The sequence below is a fragment of the Natrinema hispanicum genome (assembly GCF_900111485.1).
GTDB classification, from domain to species: Archaea; Halobacteriota; Halobacteria; order Halobacteriales; family Natrialbaceae; genus Natrinema; species Natrinema hispanicum_A.
This window is the reverse complement of the sequence record NZ_FOIC01000002.1, coordinates 38,363-58,116: the sequence shown is the minus strand read 5'-3', so window position 1 is coordinate 58,116 and position 19,754 is coordinate 38,363. Positions and strand designations below refer to the sequence as shown.

General features: G+C 64.1%; 16 protein-coding genes. 12 read left to right on the top strand and 4 right to left on the bottom strand.

What is annotated here, in order from left to right; translation table 11 throughout:
* Window positions 1–27: 27 nt before the first annotated feature.
* Window positions 28–831 carry a ZIP family metal transporter gene (locus tag BSG09_RS02030; protein WP_092929592.1) on the bottom strand — a complete coding sequence of 268 codons (804 nt, stop codon included), beginning with the start codon at window positions 829–831 and terminating at the stop codon, window positions 28–30.
* Between the two features lie 393 nt (window positions 832–1,224).
* Here BSG09_RS02030 and BSG09_RS02025 point away from each other — a divergent pair, with 393 nt between their 5' ends.
* The 7 genes from BSG09_RS02025 (at window position 1,225) to BSG09_RS01995 (ending at window position 10,418) form a co-directional block, all read left to right on the top strand.
* A complete protein-coding gene (locus tag BSG09_RS02025; protein WP_092929590.1) occupies window positions 1,225–2,052 on the top strand; it encodes a pantoate kinase in 828 nt (275 codons plus the stop codon).
* Window positions 2,053–2,250: 198 nt separating this feature from the next.
* Window positions 2,251–3,684: an HTTM domain-containing protein gene (locus BSG09_RS02020; protein ID WP_092929588.1), complete on the top strand. Its 1,434-nt coding sequence runs from the start codon at window positions 2,251–2,253 to the stop codon at window positions 3,682–3,684.
* A gap of 366 nt (window positions 3,685–4,050) precedes the next feature.
* Window positions 4,051–6,957, top strand: a complete 2,907-nt coding sequence (locus BSG09_RS02015) for a YegP family protein (protein WP_092929586.1) — start codon at window positions 4,051–4,053, stop codon at window positions 6,955–6,957.
* 46 nt (window positions 6,958–7,003) lie between these two features.
* Entirely contained in the window at window positions 7,004–7,783 is a 780-nt protein-coding gene (locus BSG09_RS02010) for a 4-phosphopantoate--beta-alanine ligase (RefSeq protein ID WP_092929584.1), read from the top strand.
* A 148-nt stretch (window positions 7,784–7,931) separates the two neighbouring features.
* Window positions 7,932–8,249, top strand: coding sequence for an RPA12/RPB9/RPC11 RNA polymerase family protein (locus BSG09_RS02005; RefSeq protein ID WP_092929582.1), 318 nt, complete (start codon window positions 7,932–7,934; stop codon window positions 8,247–8,249).
* Between the two features lie 145 nt (window positions 8,250–8,394).
* A complete protein-coding gene (locus BSG09_RS02000; protein WP_092929580.1) occupies window positions 8,395–9,375 on the top strand; it encodes a tyrosine--tRNA ligase in 981 nt (326 codons plus the stop codon).
* Window positions 9,376–9,479: 104 nt separating this feature from the next.
* Window positions 9,480–10,418, top strand: coding sequence for a biotin--[acetyl-CoA-carboxylase] ligase (locus BSG09_RS01995; RefSeq protein ID WP_092929578.1), 939 nt, complete (start codon window positions 9,480–9,482; stop codon window positions 10,416–10,418).
* Between the two features lie 119 nt (window positions 10,419–10,537).
* Here the strand turns inward: BSG09_RS01995 and BSG09_RS01990 are convergent, their stop codons facing one another.
* Complete coding sequence (locus BSG09_RS01990) at window positions 10,538–11,020, bottom strand: universal stress protein (RefSeq protein ID WP_092929576.1); 483 nt, start codon at window positions 11,018–11,020, stop codon at window positions 10,538–10,540.
* Window positions 11,021–11,158: 138 nt separating this feature from the next.
* Here BSG09_RS01990 and BSG09_RS01985 point away from each other — a divergent pair, with 138 nt between their 5' ends.
* A complete protein-coding gene (locus BSG09_RS01985) occupies window positions 11,159–11,626 on the top strand; it encodes a DUF5799 family protein (RefSeq protein ID WP_092929574.1) in 468 nt (155 codons plus the stop codon).
* 12 nt (window positions 11,627–11,638) lie between these two features.
* Here BSG09_RS01985 and BSG09_RS20600 read toward each other — a convergent pair whose 3' ends face one another.
* Window positions 11,639–11,782 (bottom strand): DUF7557 family protein, encoded by a 144-nt coding sequence (locus BSG09_RS20600; RefSeq protein ID WP_175542123.1) that lies wholly within the window; start codon window positions 11,780–11,782, stop codon window positions 11,639–11,641.
* A gap of 121 nt (window positions 11,783–11,903) precedes the next feature.
* Here BSG09_RS20600 and BSG09_RS01980 point away from each other — a divergent pair, with 121 nt between their 5' ends.
* Window positions 11,904–12,194, top strand: coding sequence for a DUF7545 family protein (locus BSG09_RS01980; protein WP_008011628.1), 291 nt, complete (start codon window positions 11,904–11,906; stop codon window positions 12,192–12,194).
* 35 nt (window positions 12,195–12,229) lie between these two features.
* On the opposite strand, the gene BSG09_RS01975 is transcribed toward BSG09_RS01980, so the two are convergent.
* Window positions 12,230–17,281, bottom strand: coding sequence for a DUF7282 domain-containing protein (locus BSG09_RS01975; protein ID WP_149782225.1), 5,052 nt, complete (start codon window positions 17,279–17,281; stop codon window positions 12,230–12,232).
* A 400-nt stretch (window positions 17,282–17,681) separates the two neighbouring features.
* Here BSG09_RS01975 and BSG09_RS01970 point away from each other — a divergent pair, with 400 nt between their 5' ends.
* Genes BSG09_RS01970 through BSG09_RS01960 form a run of 3 tightly spaced genes read left to right on the top strand, consistent with a single transcriptional unit; the run spans window position 17,682 to window position 19,700 of the window.
* On the top strand, window positions 17,682–18,263 hold the full coding sequence (locus tag BSG09_RS01970; RefSeq protein WP_092929572.1) for a biotin transporter BioY: 582 nt from the start codon (window positions 17,682–17,684) through the stop codon (window positions 18,261–18,263).
* A 25-nt stretch (window positions 18,264–18,288) separates the two neighbouring features.
* Window positions 18,289–19,002 carry an energy-coupling factor ABC transporter ATP-binding protein gene (locus BSG09_RS01965; protein WP_092929570.1) on the top strand — a complete coding sequence of 238 codons (714 nt, stop codon included), beginning with the start codon at window positions 18,289–18,291 and terminating at the stop codon, window positions 19,000–19,002.
* Window positions 18,996–19,700 carry an energy-coupling factor transporter transmembrane component T family protein gene (locus BSG09_RS01960; RefSeq protein WP_092929568.1) on the top strand — a complete coding sequence of 235 codons (705 nt, stop codon included), beginning with the start codon at window positions 18,996–18,998 and terminating at the stop codon, window positions 19,698–19,700. The genes BSG09_RS01965 and BSG09_RS01960 overlap by 7 nt, the downstream gene beginning before the upstream one ends.
* Window positions 19,701–19,754 lie beyond the last annotated feature (54 nt).

Here is a 19,754-nt window from a genome sequence, read left to right as displayed (position 1 = left end):
TCTCAGAAACCGGAGAGAGCGGCAGGATCAGACGACGAACGCCCACGCGAGTGCGACCGCCGTTCCACCGAGGGTCGCGCTCAGTGCGGCGTGAGTGCGGAGCCGATCCCGGTGGAAGTGACTGTCGCCGTCGGCGGGGCACGTTTCACTGCCAGTGGTACACTCCGGGAGCAGGTCAACGGCGACGTGGAGGAACACGCCAGCCGCGATGCCAAAGAGCAGTCCCCGCAGCGTACTCGCCGGTGCGAATCCGACGATGCCGACCGGGAGGGCAACGAGCCCGACAGCCGCCGCTGGCAACAGCAGCGGTAGCACGGATCGTCCCTGCTCTGCCAGTCGTCGCGCTGCCGCGTATCCAGCAGGTGCCTTGTGCGAGATCAGTGCAACACCGAGAATCGACGACAGCGACGGCATTGCGGTGTAGATCGCACCGATGATGGCACCTGCAGAGAGCGCGTGGACGGTCAACTCGGCTGCGGTGCTGTCGATCGGCAGATTCAGGTGCGTAAACCGGTGGCCGACCGTGTGCCCGACGTACCCACCGAGGAATCCGATCGCGATTCCGAGACTTCCGAGACGGCCGTGCTGGCCCAGCGCTTGCGGAACGAGAAAGAGCGCAGCGCTCGTGACCATCGCACCGCTTGCGAGTCCGTACCCCCAGATCGGCTCGAGCGGATGTTCGGACTGTACTGCACGCGCCCCAAGCGGTGCGCCGATCGCCATTGCCGCAAACGCCGTCCAAGAGATCGCGACGAGTTTCCAGTTGACGCCAGCGAGTGTTGCGACTCCCGAGAGGACGATCAGTGCGAGCAGTCCCCCACCCCCGACCATCCGATCGGAGTCGGAACGAATGCGATGCCAGCGCTCCGTGACGGATTGTAGCTTGCTGGTTTGCACTATTGTCTATTAATAACTATACTCTATAGCTTATTAACTCTTATGGTGGCACACATACTATCTCTCTCCGCGGGACCGACGACGTCGATACCGACATCCACGACTTCGATCTTCCTCCCCCTGCAGCCGCGTCGTCTGCTATCGATCGGACCAGTTCCCTCGTGTCGACTCGAGACGCATCCGGTCTGCTGTCCCGCTGTCCCGGGGCGACCGCAGGACGGTCGCGGCCGGCCAGCACTGACTGACAGGAATCCGTCTCAGCCCCCACTGGGCAGGGAAGCGCGGAATCTTCAACGTTATATCGCTCCGGTCGAAAGCGGAGGCGTGATGCGCGAGGAGGCGACGGCGTTCGTTCCCGGACACGTTACGGGCTTTTTCAGCGCCCATCCCGACGAGGACCCGACGAAAGCCGGCTCACGGGGTGCGGGACTGACGCTGACCGACGGTGTCGAGGTAACGGTCGAACCGGCGACGGAGACGACCGTCGTGCTCGACGGCGACGAACTCGAGATCGATCCAGTGACAACCGTCCTCGAGACGCTCGATGTGACCGCCCGCGTCGACGCTGACGCCGACCTGCCACTCGGTGCCGGATTCGGTGTCTCAGGTGCGATGGCCCTCGGGACGGCGCTTGCGGCAAACCGCGTGTTCGCGTGCAAGCTCTCGATGAACGAACTCGTCACGATCGCCCACGGGGCCGAGGTCCAGGCCGGAACCGGTCTGGGAGACGTGGTTGCCCAGGCCCACGGGGGCGTCCCGATCCGTCTCGAGCCCGGGAGCCCACAAGAGAACGTCCTCGATACGATTCCCGCTCGCGCCCGCGTCGAGTACGTCTCCTTTGGCGAACTCTCGACGGCCGACGTGCTCTCTGGGGATACCGAGACGCTGACCGCTGCCGGACAGGACGCGCTCTCCCGCGTCGTCGAAGAGCCGACGCTACTGTCGTTTATGTACGCCTCACGGCGGTTCGCACGCGACGCAGAATTGCTGACAGCGCAAGTGCGAGAGGCGATCGCCGATGTCTCGGCGGTCGACGGACAGGCCTCGATGGCCATGCTCGGCAACACCGTCTTTGCGCTCGGGACGGGCCTGTCCGATGCGGGCTACGAGCCGTCGGTCTGTGCCACCCATCCAGCCGGTGCCATGTTGCGGTGATGGCAGGCAGACCGCGTCCGTGACAGCCCTTGCTCGAGAATGCACGAAGACGAGAACGTGTGACACAGCCAGGCGTGCACTCCGGAGTGCTATCCTAAGGAGAAAACACTTATATGATGGGTTAGAAGTCGGCGATCAGCGAAGCTGATCGCCATACCTGCCGCCCACGCCCCATCGACGACTGCGACTGACGGTGATATGGCGACGGCCGCGTCGCTTCGCGGACGTATCCAATCACATCTCGGAATCGACCTGCGGGCGCTGGGCGCGTTTCGGATCGGAGTCGGCCTCGTCATCATCGCCGATCTCCTCGTCCTTCGGGCTCCTCAACTGGCGACGTTCTACACGGACGACGGAGTCTTGCCTCGAGCGACACTCGCTGAGGTGGCCCCGACGCTCGCTCGGTGGTCGCTGTACGCCATCTCCGGCTCCCTGTGGGTGCAAGCCCTGTTGCTTGGCCTCACAGTCGTCCTCACCGCGTGCCTGCTCGTCGGCTACCGCCCCCGATTCGCAGCAGTTGGAACTGCAGTGTTGCTTGCGTCACTGCATGCTCGCAACCCATACTTGGTCAATGGTGGTGATACCATTCTCATCTCGGTACTGTTCCTCGCGGCGTTTCTGCCACTCGACGCGCGGTGGTCGCTGCGCCACCGTCCTCGAGCGGACGACGACCGGCTCCTCTCAGTGGCGACTGCCACGACACTCCTTCACATTGTCGTGATTTATGCGATCAACGCAATCCTCAAGTTCCAAAGCGAGGCCTGGACGAGCGGCGTGGCCGTCCAGCGGATCTTCCAACTCGAAGACTTCGCGTACCTGCTGGGGCCGACCCTCGCGGAGTATCCCGCCGTCCTCACCGGAATCAACTGGCTCTGGACCGCTGTGCTATCCGCATCGGTGCTGCTCGTAGCCGCAACCGGCTGGCTCCGAACCGCGACGGTCGTCACGTTCATCGGCGCACACCTCTCGATGGCCGCGACGATGCGACTCGGGGCCTTTCCGTTCGTCATGTGTGCCGTCTTGTTGCTGTTTCTCCCATCGCGACTCTGGGACGCCATCGATCGGCTCGTCACGAAACGCGACATCCCGTCCCATCTCGAGCCCATCCGCCGAGAGATCAGCGACTCGACGCCGTCGGGGATGAGACTGCTCGTTCGGCGTGGACTGCGAGTGACTGGGACGGGCCTTCTGGTCTGTCTGTTCGTCGTGCTGGTTGGCTGGCAACTCGTCGCGGCGGGCCTCGTCGAGACGCCCTCGTCGGGGGCCGGTAGCACGCTCGAGAGCGCGAGTTGGGCGTTTTTCGCGCCGAACCCGCCGGATTCGTACAGCTGGTACGTCGTGGAAGCCGAGTACGAGTCCGGGAAAGCAATCGATCTCGTCGACGGGGAGACAGTGGATTTCGATCGCCCACCCAACGCCATGGAACGGTATCCGACGACGCTCTGGAAACGATACGGGACGAAATCGCAGGGCATCGACGGCGTTGCCCAGCCAGTCGCGGCGAACGTCTGTGAACGGACGGCCGCCGACGTCGAGTCGGTGACGATCTATCGTGTCGAACAACCTGTCGATGCGGACGGACCGGTCGGCGAACCGATTGCATATACGCGGACTGATGCCACCTGTGGCTGACGAATGTGGGTGGCTCCAATCCATATCCACACTCCGACAATTAAATAACCGCTAGATATATCACTTCCCATACTATTAATTGAGTAGAATCGCAAGCAAGGGGTACAATGTAGTTGTATTCGGCACTTACTTCCTGAATTCATCATCATCTAATTGTTCATCAATGCCAACCGGTAATCCCGAATTTGCTCTTTTTTCGCGTGAGATCGGTTCTACCGTGCTATCGTGTGTGTCCCCTCTGATCCCGAGGTGACTACTTCACGCGAGCAAAACGCGCTATAATTATAGATGAGACACATGACATACAGAGTACTAGTAGCCAGAAACTTATTATGATTCGTTCGAGTTATCCGGTCAAGTTTCGAGATGGCTTCCTGGACTGACATTCACCAAAATTTGTTTCAACTGTACGAACATTACGTCGGCGAACCCGACTCGGCCAAGGACGTTTATGGGTACTGGCTGTTCATCGTCGGCTACATCATCGGGGCTGCGGGCGTCGCTGCGTTCGTCGTTGGGTATGCAGGCGAAGGCAACTCGTATACGCTGATCAAGTTTTCCGGCGTCACGGCGGCAACGGGGCTCGCTTTCTGCCTCTTCGGTATCGTCCTTATGTTGCCGGTACGAACGCGGGGGATTCAGGCCAGTGTCGTCGGCTTACTCGTTTCTCTGGGCGGCATCGGCTTTTTCGGCTGGGCATATCCGTACAATTGGCGAGAGCTGGGCACGGACTACAGTGTAGAGGTTATTACGGTCTATACGCTCGGAATCGGCATCATCGCGGGCGTGACTGCGCTCGTTCCCGTGCTTACGGGACGGAAAGGTATGTTCGTCGAGGAGGAAGGACAGACCGAGGACCCGGACATTCTCACGGGCGACGCGATGGAAAGTGCCCAGTTCGCCGTCTTCCGCGACGAAAACGGTGACTGGAAGTGGCACGTCCTCCACCTCGAGGCGCTGGCTCAGAGCACCGACAGCGCCGTGACGCGGCCGGAGGCGACGGCGGGCATCGAGCGTGTTAAGTCACAGATCAGTTCTGCGGGGCTGATGGAGCTGACGACCTCGGCGTTTCGCCTCTACGAGGACCGCGACGGCACCTGGCAGTGGACGCTTGCGCGCGACGATGGTTCCGTCGTCGGTGCCTGTGCTGGCGAGTTCGACGAACGCGATGGGGCTGAGAAGTCGGTGAGTTTCCTGAAAGACGAAGGGCCCGACGCTGACGTTATCGAAATCGAGGACGCGGCGTTTACCTACGAGCAACGGCGCGACCAGTGGTACTGGCAATTGGTCGACGACAGCCGCACGCCGCTGGCCTCAAGTGAGACCGGCCACACGACCCAGGAACGCGCCGAGGAGGCCGCCCACAAATTCGCCGAGCGATTCGATCAGGCACGGGTGCTCGACATCGAGGGCATCGGCGTGGAACTCTGTGAACGCGCCGACGGCTGGCGCTGGCGGTTCGTCGACGCCGACGACGAGGTCGTTGCCACCAGCACCGACACGTTCGACTCCCGACGCGATGCCGAGCGGGCTGCCGAAGCGTTGCTCCCCGAACTCGAGTCGGCGTCAGTCACCGTCGCCGGCGAACCTGCCTACGAACTCTACGAGTCCGGCGACGAGTGGCGCTACCGGCTGGTCGACGAGACCGAACATGTCGTCGCGCGCAGTCCTAAGCGGACGACTGACCGCGATGACGCTACGGAGTGGACTAAGCAGTTCGGTGACAACGCCGCCGATGCGGAGATCGTCGAGATCGACGACGCGGCATACGAGGTGTATCCGGCCACAGACACGACGGGTGACGAGTATACGTTCGACGAAGCCGAGACGCTTCCGGTGGCGGCCGAGGATCCCGAACCGGCCCCGGACGGTGGGACAGTCACGGATGCCGCGCCGAGAGCGGACAGCGCCGACTCGTGGCACTGGCGACTCGTCACGGACGACCGCGAGGTCATCGCGGCGAGTACGGTGTCCCACGCTGATGCCGAGACGGCGACGGCCGCGATCGAGCGCGTCCGACAGCAGGCGGCCGAGGCCGACCTCATCGAGTTCGAAAACGCTGCGTTCCAAGTCTACGAGGCCGACTCCGGCGAATGGCGCTGGCGACTCATCGACGAGGACGGCAACGTGCTGGCCGACTCCGGCGAGGAACACACCTCCCGCGGCGAGGCCGCCGAGACGATGATGACGCTCAAAGAGCAGGCACCCGATGCCGAACTACTCGAGATCGAGACCGCGGCGTTCGAACTCTTTGTCAACGAAGACGGCGAGTGGGGCTGGCGGCTCATCGACGAGGCCGGCAAGCTCGTCGCCGAGGATCCAGCGACTCATCCGACCCGCAGCGCTGCACGCGAGGCGATGGACCGTCTGCTCGAGCATCTCGAGTCGGACGTGCGGACGATGGACCGGGCGATCTTCCAGCCGTACGCGACCGGTGACTGGCACTGGCGGTTCGTCATGCCGACCGGTGAGACGGTCGCCGTCGACGGTGAAGCGTCTCCCACCCGTGACGAACTCATCGACGGGCTCGAGGCAATTCGCGAGGCCGCTACGTCGGCCCGCCGCCACACGATCGGTGACGTCTCCGTCCAGCTATACGGAACCGACGAGTGGCAGTTCCGACTGCTCGACCGTAATCGCGAGGAAATCGCCGATTCAGCCGTCTCCTATGCCGACCGTGCCGCAGCGGACGACATCGTCGCCCTCCTCAAATCACACGCGCTCGACGCGCCGATCTTCGCGATCGAGGATGCCGTGATCCGTCTCGACGGCGACGACGGCTGGTCGTGGGACCTCGTCGACCGCGATCGCGAGGTAATTGCGGAGGCGGTCGACCCTGTCACCACCAAAGACGGCCTGCTCGAGACGATTGACACGATTCGCCAGCTCGCGCCGCTGGCCGGCCGAGTTGACTTCGACGTGGCCTCGTTCGAACTTGTCGCCGACGACGACGACCGCTGGCGCTGGCGGCTCATTGATGAGGACGGCCGCACCGTCGCATCGGGCACCGAAACCCACGAGACAGCCGACGCTGCCCGCGAGGCCCTCGCGGACGTTCGCGACCTGATCGAGTCGGCGAGTATCCTCGAGATCGACAGCGTCTCGTTCGAACTCCACACAGCCGAAGACGGCTGGGTCTGGCACCTGATCGACGAGTACGGCGCGACAATGGCCGAGAGCACGCAGACCTATGAGACTCGGACGGCTGCCCGCGAGGCGATGAACGACGTGAAAGCGCAGGTACCCGACGGCTGGATCACGTTCACCGAGTAACGCCCCAATCAGTCGACTTTTTATCAATCGGTGCGAGTCCTCGTTCGTGAGCGACTACGACAGCGTCTCCGCCGACGTCGAACACGAGGAGGAGATTCCGGAGGACCACCCCAGATATCAAGATCTACTCACCCGCCACCGAATCGAGGCGGGTGTCGAGAAGGGGATCACACACCTCCAGGGGATGCACGCCGAGGGACGAGGCAGCGCGTTCGACTACCTGCTGGGCGAGGAGACGATTCCGAGCGCTGACGACGCCGAACGGGCGGCTGCGGCCCACCTGCTGTTGGCCGACCACCCGGTCCTTTCGATCAACGGTAACGTCGCGGCGCTGGTCCCCGGCGAGATGGTCGCCCTCGCGGAGGCCGTCGACGCCGATCTCGAGGTTAATCTCTTCAATCGCACGCCGGAACGGATCGACGCCATCGCCGACCACCTGCGCGAACACGGTGCGGAAGACGTGAAGGGGCTCGAGGCTGACGCCCGCATTCCGAATCTCGAGCACAAGCGAGCGAAAGTCGATGCTGACGGCATCTACGACGCGGACGTGGTGCTCGTCCCGCTCGAGGACGGCGACCGCGCCGAGGCCTTAGATGAGATGGGCAAGACTGAGATCGTGATCGACCTCAACCCACTCTCGCGCTCGCCACAGGTGGCCGACGTCCCGGTCGTCGACAACATCATCCGCGCGGTGCCGAACATGACCGAACACGCGCAGGCGTTGGCGGATGCCGACGAGGCCGAACTGCGGTCGGTTATCGAGGAGTTCGATCGGGAGCGGGCGCTCGAGAACGCGGAAGAGCGCATCCGATCGGGCGATCTCTAAGGCCCCGTGGCCAGTTGATAGATGTCAGGCAATCAAATGTTGCTTGTTGCCTCTTCGACAATTCAGTACAGTCAGCATGAGCAGTTGCCTGAAATCCACAACGGATCGGAAGTTAATACATATATCCGGCAACAGTATCCCATCTTATATGCAATTCTGTGACGAGTGTGGTTCGATGATGCACACAGAAGGCGACACGTGGGTGTGTCGCTCCTGTGAGAACGAGGAGTCGCGGGACTCGCAAGCAGAAGCGGCGATGGCGACCCAGGATGAACAGCGGGACGACGGGGTACCCGCCGTGGCCGACGCGACCCAGGGCTCCACCGAGACGATGCAGGAGCCCTGTCCGGCCGAGGACTGCGACAGCGACCGGGCCTACTCCGAGTTGATGCCGAAGCCGGGCGGCTCCTACGAGGTTCGGCTGTTCACCTGCGTCGAGTGCGGCCACAAGTGGCGCGAGTCCTGATACGGTTTATTGTCACTGTTTACCGGTGCACCCGCAGGACGGTCGCGGGTGCACCGGCACTGACTGACAGGAGACCGTATGAGACGGTCTCCTACCAGTCGTCCGTATCAGGAGGTATAAATTCCTCCTCCGGTTCCTGTCACACATGGACACCTACGAGTTAGTCACGCGCAACGCCGAGGAGGTCGTCACCGACGAAGAGGTCCGCGACCTCGCCGACGACCCGGCGGGGAAACGCGCCTACGTCGGCTACGAGCCCTCCGGCGTGCTCCACCTCGGCCATCTCCTGACTGCGACCAAACTCATCGATCTGCAGGAGGCGGGGATGGAGGTCGTCGTCCTGCTGGCGGACGTCCACGCGTACCTCAACGAGAAGGGCACGCTCGAGGAAATCCGCGAGACGGCCGAGCAGATGAAAGCCCAGTTCCTCGCCTACGGGCTCGACGAGGACAAGACCGAGTTCGTCTACGGCTCTGAGTTCCAGCTCGACGACGACTACGCGCTCGATCTCCACTACCTCGAGCAGGCGACGACGATGAACCGCGCTCAACGTGCGATGGCCGAACTGCAGGGTGACGAGACGGCCAAGGTGAGCCACCTCGTCTACCCGCTGATGCAGACCCTGGACATCGAATACCTCGACCTCGATCTCGCGGTCGGTGGACTCGATCAGCGCAAGGTCCACATGCTCGCCCGCGAGAAACTGCCCGAACTCGACTACGAGGTCCGACCTGCACTCCACACGCCGATCGTCGCCGATCTCACCAGCGGCGAAGGGAAGATGTCCTCGAGCGAGGGACTCACCATCTCGATGGAAGACTCGACCGAGGAACTCGAGGAGAAGGTCAACTCGGCGTTCTGTCCACCGACGCGCGATCCAGAGGGCGATCTCGAGAACCCCGTGCTCGAACTCTTCGAGTACCACGTTTTCCCTCGCTTCGACGAAGTCGTCGTCGAGCGCCCCGAGAAGTACGGCGGCGATCTGACCTACGACGAGTACGAGCGGCTGGCCGCCGATCTCGAGTCGGGCGAACTCCACCCCGCCGACGCGAAAGGGACGCTTGCGACCTATCTCGACGAACTGATCGCGCCGGGCCGCGAGAAGCTGCGCGAACTGCGAGCGTAAGCACGCGACGGCGGACGGCGCTGTCTCTTCTCACTGCTGTCCGCGTCGACCGATGACCGGACGAATCCAGCCGATTCAAGTACGAGCGGCCCCCTTGCGAGTCCATGAACGAGACGCGACGAGCGGTCCTCGAGGCGCTCGCCGACGGGCCGGTATCGGGACCGGAACTGGCCGAGTCGCTCGACATCTCACGGGCGGCGGTCTGGAAACACATCGAGGCGTTACGCGACGCCGACTTCGACATCGAGAGCGGATCGAACGGCTACGAACTCGGCGAGGTGACGGCGTACAACGGGCCGGCAGTCGAGTTCGGACTCGAGGCCCCGTTTTCCATCGAGTATCACGACGCCGTGGGGAGCACGAACGATCGGGCCCGCGAACTCGCCGCCGACGGCGCAGCGGATGTGGCCGTCCTCGCAGACGAACAGGTCGGCAGCCGCGGCCGCCTCGAGCGAGAGTGGACCGCACCGTCGGGTGGTGTCTGGGTAAGCGTCATCTCCCGACCCGAGATCACGCCCGCACAGGCACCGCTCTATACGCTCGCGTCGGCGGTTGCGGCGGCGACGGCGGCTCGAGAGGCAGGCGTCGACGCCCAGATCAAGTGGCCGAACGACGTGGTCGTCCCGGTTGGCGACGAGGGCGACTACCGGAAGCTCACGGGGATTCTCACGGAGATGGAAGGCGAGATGGATCGCGTCGAGTGGATCATCGTCGGCGTCGGCGTCAACGCGAATATCGACGCCGACACGCTCCCGGAAGGTGCAACCAGCATCCGTGACGAGGCCGGCGACGTCGATCGGCGTCGCTTCGTCCAGCGGTTCTTAGAGGAGTTCGACCACTACCGCAACGACCTCGAGGCCATCGTCCCGGCGTGGCGCGACCTATCGCATACGCTCGGACAGCACGTCCGGGTCGATCGCCCGTCGGGTGAAGTAGTCGGGGACGCAGTCGACGTGACGGAATCGGGTGCGCTCGTGGTCGAGACCGACGAGGGCCGGGAGACGGTCTCAGCAGGTGACTGTGAGCATCTGCGTCCTGTCTGACCGGCGACGAACTGTCTCCTGTCGGGTAGCCCAGTACTGAGCGTTGTCCCGCTTCGAGTAGCCGATCCGCATCGGCGTTCCCGCCGTAAGTGAGTTGGTGGCCACGAGTCGTGCTCACGTTACTTGAGCGCGATCCGCGACCGTTCGGAGGAGTCCTCGGCATCGTCCTGTTCGACCTGCACAGTCAGGACAGGGACCGGCGACCGACGGACGACCCGTTCGGTGACGCTGCCGAGCAGCAGTCGATCGATCCCGCCGCGGCCGTGTGTCCCCATTACCACCAGATCACACGCCACTGTGTCAGCCTCATCGACGATGACCTGACTCGGTGCCCCCTTGCGGACTGTTGTTTCGACCGTGACGTTCGCCGGCGCGAGTTGCTCGACGCGATTAACTGCAGCCTCACCTTCGCCGTGTAAGGCGGTGGCAATCCCCTCGAGAGCGGCTTCCATCTGCAGTCCGCCATAGCCGGCAGCATTGATGACGTACAACGCGTGGATCGTCGCATTGTGCGTGGCTGCAAGGTCGAACGCATGCTCGAGGGCTTGCTCCACCTCTCGAGAGCCATCTGTCGGAACGAGAATGCTGTCGTATAGTGCCATATGATATCATACAACAGTCGCATATATTAACGTTATTCTGACATGAACGACGGTCAGTTCGGATGACGGCTTTTCGGCGTCTCGATAGCCACATGCGGGAGGGAAACGCTGATACAGCCACCAGTCCAATCGAGGGCCATGAGCGACACCCCGTGGACGGATCGGATCGTCGGCGAGCGGATGGCCGTCGATCAGACGTTTACCGAGCGGATCCAGCAGTCGCAGTTCTCCAACCAGCAGTGGAGTCTGATCATGACCGCCACGGAGTTCGAAATCGAACAGCCCGACGATCCCGAACAGGCGCAGATCGTCGCCAACACGGACAAACTCGAGGGGATTCTCCCCGAACTCGAGAACATTCAGTCAGGAATGGGCGCGATGGGCGGCCCAGGTGCCGATCAGGGCGGCTCGAACGCCTCGGGCGGCGGACTCCTCGACTCGATCATGGGTGCCCTCGGGATGGGTGACGACGGGAGCGACGACCACCGAGAACAACGGGAAGCGGCCGAACGGCTCACACAGGAGTACGCCGCAGAACTGCAGTCTCACCTCGAGTCGAAGGGCCGATGGGAGACGGTTCGGGACGCTGCCGCCGCCGACCAATAACGGCTTCGCCGGTCAGTCGCCAGCGTGGAACATCGTGTACTCGCTCGATTCGTAGATGTTGATGAGCTCCATGACGAGCTCGTCGTAGGACTCGTCCTCGATGCGCAGCCCATCAAGGCGCTCGATCGTCTCCTCGTCGAGTTCGACGGATGGCATACTCTATCGTTCGTCGCCGATCAGCAAAAACACCACGGCGGTATGAGTCACACCGTTTGGACGCAGGCAGTTCCCGATGCAAGCCACAGCACCTTTAGGCACGCTTCCCGACCGTATGGGTATGACAGACGAAGTTCAGACGACGACCTTCTCGATCAGTTCCGACGACGGCGAAACCGACGAGGTCACGGTTCCATCCGGCCTCGTCGACCTCGTCGCCGAGGGCGACCAGACCGACGCCGAAACGGTCGGCGACCTCGTCCTCCTCTCGTTTGCCAGCCGCGCCCACCACATCGTCCACCACGGCCACGAGGCAGACGAGGACCTCGAGGCCCAGGAGGCCGAAGTGATGGATCTGTTCGAGGAACGCTTCGGCGTTACGTTCGGCGAAGCGACCGGCCACCAGCACTGATCGGCTGCCGACTATCGATCGCGTGCTGGCATTGACTAGCCAGCACCGCTCGTCTCGTTTTCGCTGCCAGTCGTCCCGTCAGCGGCGGCTCCGGCCGTATCGCCGTCGGCTGCCCCGGTCCCTTGGCCAGCAGTCGTGTCACCTGCCCCACCGTCGGTGGCCTCAGCTGTGCCGCCATCACCCGGCCCGGCTGGCACCGTCTCTGGCTGTGGCTCCGCGGGTGGTTGCGGTGGTTCTGGCGGTTCGGGTGGTTGCTCAGGTGGCTGCGGCGGTTCGGGCTCTGGTGGTTGAGGCGCTTCGGGCTGCTGCGGCGGCACCGGTTCGGTCGGGGGTTCGGGTGGTGTCTCGGGTCCACCGTCCGGCCCCGTCTCACCGTTTCCGTCCGCACCCCCGCCATCTGCCGGAACCGCCTCGATCGTCACTGATGCCTGATCGTCGTCGGTCGCGATCGTATGCGTCGACGTTCCCGGCGGCAACTGGGTCGTGAACGAAACCGTCGTTGTATCTCCGCCTGCAAGCGTCACGGACGACTCATCGACGACCTGTTCGTCGATCGCGTAGATCACCGTCTGGGTACCCTCGCGGTCACCGGTGTTTTCGATCGTCGCGCTTACCGTCACCTCATCGCCGGGCTGGCCGGTTTCGGGCGCTGTCACGTCGGCGATGGTGAACGTCGCCGGCTCTTCGACGGTCACCGTCGTCTCCGCCGTCTCGTTTTCGGTCGACACGGTAAGCGGATACTCACCTGGTTCGAGATCCGCCGTCTCATAATTCAGCGTGATCGTCCGCGACTCGCCCGGGCCGAGCGTCACTGCCGTCGTCTCACCGGCGGTACCGCCGACGGCAATCTCGACGTCCTGTGTCCCCGCGCGGTCGCCGACGTTCTCGAGGGTGGCTTCGACTGCGAGCGGTTCACCCGGGATGACTGGGCTGTTCGTCCCGTCGATCGAGACGCCGAAGGTTGCGGGCTCACCGGGCTCCGTAACGGTGATCGTGGCCTCTGCCGTCTGGTTTTCGGTCGCCACCGTGATCGGGTACTCGCCGGGCTCGAGCGCATCAGTTGGGACGGTAAACGGCACGGATTGCGTCTCGCCGGGCGCAAGCGTGACTGATTGCTCGTCGACGGGTGTTTCGCCGATCGCGAGCGAGACGTTTTGCGTCCCGTTCTCACCGCCGACGTTCTCGATTTCGGTATCGACCTCGAGCGGTTCGCTTTGCTCGACTGGGCTGTTGGTGCCGGTGATCGAAACGCCGAACGCCGCTGGTTCCGCTGGTTCTTCGATAGTCACTACCGTCTCTGCCGTCTCGTTTGCAGTCGATACCGACAGCGGGTACTCGCCGGGCTCGAGATTATCGGTTGCTGCAGTGAACGAAACCGTCTGATTGTCGCCGGGGGCAAGCGAGACCGACGTTTCGTTGACGGTGGTCCCGTCGATCGCCAGCGAGACGGTCTGGGTCCCGTTTTCACCGCCGACGTTTCCGATTTCGGCATCGACCTCGAGTGGCTCACCCTGCACGACCGGACTGTTGGAGTCTGTAATCGAAACGCCGAACGTTGCAGGCTCGGACGGCTCGAGCTCGCCGGCGGGCGGTGTCGCGGCGGTGAGTGGCTCCTCGTACCCGAACGTCGAGAAGTCGGCCTCCCAGACGAGCCGTTCGTCGTCGCTCTCGGGCGTCCACTCGACGGTGAACGTGTGCTGGCCCGGCTCGAACTCGGATGGCGGCTCGGCTGTCGTGGTGCCCTCGACGAATCGGCTGGACGAGCCCAACGGGGCGTCGTTCGGGTTCTCGTAGCTGAACGTCACGTCGATGCCATCCTCGGTAGGCGTCGTCTCTTCGACCGCGATCGACGGCCGTTCGGGTCGTATCTCTTCGTCACACCCCTCCAACAAGTTCGGATAGTCGATGCTGCCGATCGGTGCCGCTTCGGGCGAACTGATCCCCGAGATGTACGTCCCGAAGGAGCCATAATCTGGCACTTCGACGAGCACCTGCTCGCCCTCTGTCGTGACACGGCGCTCGTCGCCGATTTCGAAGACGATCGTTCCATTGTACGGTGCCGGAATCTCGTCACCGGCGGTGACGATGTCTTCCACGATGGTGTTGCCGACGCCGCCGGGTGCGTAGAATATTGTACTGGCGGCGACCGAGTCACCTTCCGCAAGCGACGCAGTGACTTCTGCGCGCTGACAGCTCGTAAACTCCACGTCGAATCCCGGCGGCGGGCCGTCGACCGTGTACTCGACGCTCGCCGTCTCGATGGGCGTCCCATCATCGGCCGTGACGACCGCCACCTCGAGCGTCGCATTCGCCTCGAGCGGCGGCTCGAGCGTGAACTCCTCGGGACCGATCGTCTCGTTTGCAGTGAAGACCTCACTCGCTGCGAGCTGGGTCCCGTCCTCGTCGGTGATGGTGATGGCGTACGCGACGGACGCATTCGCCTGTGTGACGGTCAGTGTCTCGCCGTCACCGACCTGATCGGCCACCGTGAGATTCGCCGTCGGCTCCCCGGGTTCCGGCTCCTCGACCGCGTACTCGATGGAGTCGTTTGCCAGCACCGCGTCGTCGGCCGCGGCGCGTACGGAGACGTCGACGGTGGTGTTTTCCTCGATCGGCGGCTCGAGCGCGAGGGGTTCGGCTGCGACCGTCGCGTTCGCCTCGATCGTGTCGCTTGTGACACGCTCTCCGTTATACTCAGCCGCGAGAACGTACGGAACCGACGCACTCGCCGCGTCGATCGTCAGCGTTTCGCCGTCACCGGTCTGGTTGTCGACCGACAGCGACACTTCGGGGCTGTCGTCGGTGGTATCGTTCACGACGGTATACCCGACGGTCTCGGTCGCGAGCGTGGCACCGTCTTCGCCGACTACGGAGACGTTGACGGAGGTGTTCTCTTCGATCGGTGGCTCTAGCTCGAGCGAGAGATCTGTCATTGCCTCGCCAGCAGCGAACGTGTCGCTTGTGACCGTCTCACCGTCGTACGACGCGGTGACGGTGTAGGGGACGGACGCGTTCGCTTCGTCGACAGTGAGCGTCTCGCCGCTGCCTTCCTGGTCCGAGACCGACAGCGTCGCGTCGGTCTCGTCAGCATCGGTGTCGTCTGTGAGCGTCACGACCGCGCTGTCGCTCACCGGCGCGCCAGCACCGGTGACGTATGGCACGTCCACCTCGCCGTCTGCGTCGACGTACTGGAACGTTTCGTCGTCGTTCGTGTCGTGATGTGGGACCGCCACGAGCGTGCCGCTGGCCGCGAGCGGCTCGTCGAGGTCGATCGTGACGTTCTGGTGGTCTCCCGGCTCGAGATAGTCGGAGACGCCGACGACGCCGTCCGGGTCGGTGTCTGCGCTGTCGTAGACCGCGACGAACCCGCCCTCCGAGAGCGACACGTTCGCGATAGTGACTTGCTCACCGGTCGACTCCTGGTCAGGGAAGTCGATCGATGCTGTCCCCTCGAGCCGGTCGATCGTTTCGATCCGCTGTTCAATGATGACCGTGACGCGCTGGGTGATTTGGGTCACGTCGTTGGTGTCTTCGTCCACCGCGTAGGCGGTCGCCTCGGCTGCGGCCTCTTGGGTCAACGTCTGCAGTTGCGTGATGCTGATTCGTTGGGATTGGACGAGTTGGGCCGTCTCCTGCGTGGCGACCTGGGCTGCCGTCTGGATCTGCGTGACTGTCGCCGACTGTGCCTGAACGAGCGAACCGCTTGCACCACCGGCTGCGAGGCGCTGGACTTGCGTCACCTCGACGAGTTGCGTCTGGGTTACTGCACCCTCGCCAGCACCGAACGCCGCCGCCTGAATCTGCTCAATCGTCACTGCTTGACGTTGGATCGCGGACGTGACTGCACCCTCAGCGGCACCGACTGCGGCGTACTGGATCTGCGAAACCGAGATCGACTGGCGCTGGACGAGCACGCCGCCCGCGCTCCCGGCAGCGGCGGCCTGAATCTGTTCGACGGTCGCCTCCTGACTCTGCGAAATCGCGCCCTTCGCCGCGCCGAAGGCGGCTTCCTGCACCTGCGTGATCGAAATCCGCTGGCGCTGCTCGATACTGATGCGCTGGACCCGTGTCAGCGCGCCGCGTCCGGCCCCGCGAGCGGCGGCTTGCGTCTGCTCGACCGAGACTGACTGCTCCTGGACGAGCGCGCCTTTTGCCGCCCCTGCTGCGACCTTCTGGACCTGCTTGATCGTTACCCGCTGGCGCTGCTCGACGTCAACGCGCTGTTCCTGTGTGAGGACTGCGCGTGTACTCCCTGCGAGCGCGCCGGCTGCACCCCCGGCGGCCGCGTGCTGGACATGCTCGAGGGTGACTCGCTGGCGCTGCTCGGCCGTGACTGACTGGTATTGCGTCAGCGCACCGTAGGCCGCGCCCTGGGCGGCTTCCTGTACGTGTGGTGCCTTGCCGATATCGTTCACCCCTGCTTCTCGCGTGGCACCTGCAGCCGCGCCCCGACTCGCGACCTGAATCTGCTCGGCGCTGACGCGCTGGCTCTGGGCGAGCGCCCCGTGTGCCGCGCCCCACGTCGCGCTCTGGAGTTGGGTCACGTTCGCCGACTGGGACTGTGAGAGCGCGCCGTCGGTCGCCCCGCTGACTGCGGACTGAATCTGGGTCACGTTGACCGACTGTGACTGGATCAGCGAGCCGTGGACGGCCCCTGCCGTCGCCGCCTGCACCTGCTCGGCCTCGACGGTTTGATACTGCTGCACTGCCGACTGAGCGGCCTCGAGCGCCGCCGTTCGCTGTTCCTGTGTCACTTCGATACCTTGGGCTTGAGCGAGGTCGACACCTTCCGCGACGCCGGCCTCGACGGCTGCAGTGGTTTCCTGGCCCGTCACTTGCTCGGTTCCACCGTCAGCCGTCGCCTCCTGATCGAAGGTCACTAGTTCGGACTCGGCAGTGGGCTGCGAGTCGTTTTGGACGACGGCCTGCTCGAGTGTGGCCGGTGCCCCGGCGGCCGCTTCGGTGGCCGCCTCGTCGCTGACGACTCGCCCGCCGGTTCCGCCCAGCAGCGGCAGCGCCATCGCGCTGCCGACCAGCGCGGCCGAAAGCAGTACAACGACAGCCGCGTTCGTCTCAATCCGTCTCATCTGTCGGCACCTCCCAATCTGCGAACGCCTGCTCACTCTCCTTCGGACAGTCCCCGATTTCGCCCCGTCTCGGCTCTGAACGCAGACGACTCATTTTCCCACCACCGGACCGAACGATCGCATAAGGCCGCCGGTCGTTTCGGTTAGCGAACCGAGACAACCAGCTATTACTATGGCCCGTTGTGCGTTCGACGGTCGTAGACAGCCGATTGACGCTCGAACCTGCCGTCGCTGACGTGTCGTGGGTCGATCGAAACTGCCAGTGACGCTGAGAGGAAGCATCCTGTTTCGCGCCGATTCTAGGTACTGAGCCGGTGATCGCTTGCAAGGACATGTCGGTCCGCTCATACCTCGTCTCGGAAACCGAAGTTTTCATCCTGGTTTACGAGAGAGCGGAGGTATGGCAACGGATCAGCATTCAGTCGAACTCGTTGACGACGATGTCGTCAAGCCTTTCGCACGGGCAGCCGTCCTCGCAGCGCTGATGGGGGCGGCCGTCTTCGTCGGGTCAATCCCGATCCCGTTCTCGCCGATACCGATATCGCTTGGGGTGATCGTCGTCTATCTCGCGGGACTCTACCTCGGCCCGTACTGGGGAGCGTTCTCGCTCTTGCTGTACCTAACTGCCGGCGCGGTCGGACTCCCCATCTTCGCCGAACGTGCCTCCGGACTCGGGGTCCTCGTCGGCAACAGCGCCGGCTATCTCTGGTCGTATCCGACCGCGGCGCTGTTGATTGGAGCCGTTGTCCACCGGCTGAGCGAAGACGGTGATCCCGCCGACCTGTCGCGGCCGGTCCTCGTCGTGACGCTACTCGCGGCGCTGACCGTTATCTACCTGCTCGGGGCCGCTTGGCTCGGGTACGTTCTCGAACTCAGCACAGTCAAAGCGATCGAAATCGGCGTCGTGCCGTTTATTCCGGGCGATCTCATCAAGATCGCGGCCGTGGTTGCCATCGTCGAGGCCGAACGTATCGCCACATGACCGGTCCCCAGCTTACACAGCAGCGATGATCGAGTTTCGATCTGTCTCCCACGCGTTCGACGATGTCCCCGTCCTCGAGGACGTCTCGCTGTCGATCGACGCCGGCGAGTTCGTCCTGTTGGCGGGAGCAAACGGCAGCGGGAAGACGACACTGTTGCGCCATTCCAACGGCCTCCTCGAGCCCGACTCCGGCGAGGTGCTCGTCGACGGAACGCCGGTCGCCGAGGACCTGATCGCCGCCCGCTCGAGCGTCGGCATGGTCTTCCAGCACCCGCGCGACCAGTTCGTCGCCGCAACCGTCGGCGAGGACATCGCTTTCGGCCCCGAAAACCTCGGGCTCGACCGCGCGGAGATCGACCGCCGCGTCACGGCCGCACTCGAGACCGTGAACATGGCCGGCCGCGAAGACGAGCGTATCGACGCGCTCTCAGGCGGTGAGCAGTCCCGCGTGGCGATCGCCGGCGCGCTCGCCATGGAGCCGACCCACCTCGTCCTCGACGAACCATTTACTGGCCTGGACGCTCCCGCGCGCCGCTCGGTTCTCGAGCGCCTCGCGTCGCTGTCAGCCGACGGCACCGGCGTCCTGCTTGCCACCCACGATCTTCGGGACGTTTGCGAACTTGCCGACCGGGTGATCGCCATGCACGACGGCCGCGTCGCCGTCGATGGCCCGCCTGCGGACGCACTGGCCGAACTCGACGGACTCGAGGTACGCGTACCGGATACCACACGATGCTGACCTACGAACCAGACGAAAGCCTCGCACACCGGCTCGATCCGCGAGCCAAGCTGGCGGTCCAGATCGGATTCGCCGCCACCGCGCTGGCGCATACGACGCCGCGTGCGCTCATCGCCTTCTCGGCTTTGACGGCGGTCGCGATGGCCACAGCGCGGCTGTCGCTCCGACGGACCCTCGTCTCCTACCGGCTCGCGCTGGTCGTCCTCGCGCTCGCGCCGCTGCTCGCGGGTGTCACCGTCGGCCCACCCTGGTTCGACCGATCGGCCGCCGTTGCGTCGGGGCTGGCGAGCTATCGGGTGCTGCTTATCCTGCTCGTCAGCGCCGCCTATGTCCGATCGACGCCGGTACGTGACTCTCGAGCGGCGATCCAGCGGACGATCCCCGGCAAGCCGGGACAGCTCCTCGGCGTTGGCGTCGGGCTCGTCTTCCGGTTTCTCCCCGTCCTCCGTGGCGATCTGCGGACGATCCGGGAAGCGATGGCCGCCCGGCTGGGAACTGAACGCGGCGTGGTCGACCGCGCCAGCACGATCGGCATGCTCGGCGTCGCGCGCGCGTTCGATCGGGCTGACCGACTCTCGCTCGCGCTGCGGGCGCGGTGTTTCGCGTGGAACCCCACGCTCCCGGCGCTTGCGTTCTCGCGAGTCGACTATCCCGTCCTCGGTCTCGCTGTCATCCTCGCGGTGTCCGCGTTCTATTAGCGCTCGAGAGGCTGACAGGTCGGCGGCGCTCTCCCTCGACGCGCTTATATCCGG